The organism is Synechococcus sp. OH2, from assembly GCF_047462155.1.
Classification (GTDB): domain Bacteria; phylum Cyanobacteriota; class Cyanobacteriia; order Thermostichales; family Thermostichaceae; genus Thermostichus.
The window spans coordinates 20,551-22,918 of sequence record NZ_JANSIR010000046.1 but is presented as its reverse complement, the minus strand read 5'-3'; the positions used below and the strand labels follow the sequence as shown (position 1 = coordinate 22,918).

3 protein-coding genes are annotated in these 2,368 nt (G+C 60.4%); 2 read left to right on the top strand and 1 reads right to left on the bottom strand.

The window, feature by feature from the left end; all coding sequences use genetic code 11:
- The first annotated feature begins 176 nt into the window (after positions 1-176).
- Positions 177-548, top strand: a complete 372-nt coding sequence (locus NW835_RS03460) for a YtxH domain-containing protein (RefSeq protein WP_414366021.1) — start codon at positions 177-179, stop codon at positions 546-548.
- Positions 545-1,084 carry a hypothetical protein gene (locus tag NW835_RS03455; RefSeq protein WP_414414529.1) on the top strand — a complete coding sequence of 180 codons (540 nt, stop codon included), beginning with the start codon at positions 545-547 and terminating at the stop codon, positions 1,082-1,084. Before NW835_RS03460 ends, NW835_RS03455 begins: the two co-directional genes overlap by 4 nt.
- Positions 1,085-1,087: 3 nt before the next feature.
- On the opposite strand, the gene metG is transcribed toward NW835_RS03455, so the two are convergent.
- On the bottom strand, positions 1,088-2,368 hold a 1,281-nt coding region (metG, locus tag NW835_RS03450; RefSeq protein WP_414414528.1), incomplete at its 5' end, for a methionine--tRNA ligase.

Here is a 2,368-nt window from a genome sequence, read left to right as displayed (position 1 = left end):
CAACTGCAGGGCTACCGTTCGCGTCAGCGGCGCGTAGCGCTTAAAGCCTGCTCCGTACCGCTGAGCGGTCGGAGTCGGGTAGTTTACCCAATTCAACGCCCCCACGGCAGAGCACGGCATTAGATTTTGATAGTCTGGTTTGGGGGCCACCTGCATCCCCTCAACCCTGGCGAGGCATGGCGGAAAACCGGACCGGCGCGTTTATTGGCGGGCTGCTGTTGGGAACAGCGGTGGGCACAGTCATTGGCTTACTCCTGGCCCCCCGCAGCGGACGGGAGACGCGGCGACTGTTGAAAAAATCGGCCGAGGCACTGCCAGAAGTGGCAGAAGATGTGGCTGGCAGCCTGCAGTATCAAGCAGAAAAGTTGTTCGACGCCGCTCAACGGAATTTGGATGAGGCCCTGCTGCGGCTGCAGCAGGCAGCGGCGGTGGGCAGGGAAGCCATGTTGCAGAAACGGCAAGAGCTGATGCAAGCCCAAAACCTGCGTCCCCTCGCCCGGGAGGAAGCTGATTCAGAAGCCCGAGATCGGGAGGAGACAGCAGGATGAGCGATCCGGTCTTTTGGCTGGGCCTCTCGGTAGGTCTGGTGGCAGTGGGTATCTTGGCGGTGATCCTGACCCTGCTGCCTGCCGTCATTCAATTGGGTCGAGCCGCCCAGAGCGTGGAACGCTTTTTCGACACGCTGCTGCGGGAATTGCCCCCTACGCTGGAGGCTTTGCGTCTGACCAGCTTGGAAGTGAGCGAGATCGCCGACAGCCTCGACGAAGGGGTCAAGGGGGCCGGACAGGTGGTGAAGCAGGTGAACCGCTCTCTGGAAGGGGCCCGCAACCAAGCCCGCGGCGCTCAGGTCAATGTCCGCAGCCTTTGGGCAGGGGTACGGGCGGCCTGGCAGGCGCTGTCCAGCGAGACTCCCCCCACCGCCATGCGTAACCCTCAGTTGCGCTCAGGCCAAGCTGGTCGGCCTTTTTCTGCTGCTGCGCCAAGCATTCCCTTGGGAGATATGCGCTCTTTTGCCAGCAAGGCAACGCCAGAGGGATCCCCCCCCCATGCGCAGCCTTCCCGACCCGATGCCACCAACCCTTGAGAGCTATCTGAGAATCCTCTGGAAGACAGGCACAGGAGGTTGGGGCTCTTGCCCGGCGGGAAGCCGGCCCCAACTGGCGTCTGGATCCCAGCGCAATTGGGTAACATCCTGCAAAGGAAACCCCATCTGCTGCAGGATCTTGAGGCTGAGGCTAGGAATGATGGGCGAAAGGGCTACCGCCACCCAGCGCACGCTTTCCAAAACGGCGTAGAGGATCTGGGCTACCTGTTCGCTTTGCCCCTGCTTGTGCAGCGTCCAGGGAGCCTGCTCGTCGAGGTATTTGTTGCTGGCTTGGGCCAAGCTAAGGGCTTTGCGGGCAGCGGAGCTGGGATCCAGCCGCTCGTAGGCATCGGCCACCGCCGGGGCTAGGCGCTCGACCAGGGTTTTGAGGGGGTGATCCGCTGCGATCTGCACCGGGGGAATGCGGTAGTCGGGCTGGTATTTTTTGAGCATATTGAGGGTGCGGTTGAGCAGATTCCCCAGGTCGTTGGCGAGGTCAGCATTGAGAACCTCGATGAAGCGGCCCTCGCTAAAGTCGCCATCCTTGCCCAGCTCAATTTCGGTCAAGAAATAGTAGCGCACAGCATCGGCGCCGTATCGCTGCACCAGCTCAAAGGGATCCAGCGTGTTCCCCAGGCTTTTGCCCATCTTGAGGCCATCTTTGGTGAGAAAGCCGTGGCCAAAGATTTGTTTAGGCAGCGGCAGCCCTGCCGACATGAGCATGGCCGGCCAGTAGATGGCATGAAAACGGACGATGTCCTTACCCACTAGATGCACGTCGGCAGGCCAGTAGCGGCGCAGGGCGTTTTCCAGGGTGGGCTCGTCGTGAGGATCCAAGGCGGCACTGATGTAGTTAATGAGGGCATCAAACCAAACGTAAAGGGTTTGGCTGGGATCCGCCGGGAAGGGGATCCCCCAGGAGACGCTGGGGCGAGAGATGGAAAAGTCCCGCAGGCCCTGCTTGACAAAGTTCATGACCTCATTGCGGCGGCTTTCCGGTTGAATGAACTCCGGGTGCTCCGCATAGAGGGCTTCCAGTTTTTCCTGGTAGCGAGAGAGGCGAAAAAAGTAGTTTTCTTCGTCTTTCCACTCCACTTTCTTGTTGGGGTGAAGGGGGCAAAACCCACCTTCTAGGAGCTCTGACTCGTCCTTGAACTCCTCGCAGGCAACGCAGTACCAGCCCTGCTGCCGGCCAACAAAGATATCCCCCTGCTCCCAAACCCGCTGAAAAAACTCCCGCACAATGGCCTTGTGGCGAGGGTCAGTGGTGCGGATAAAGCGGTC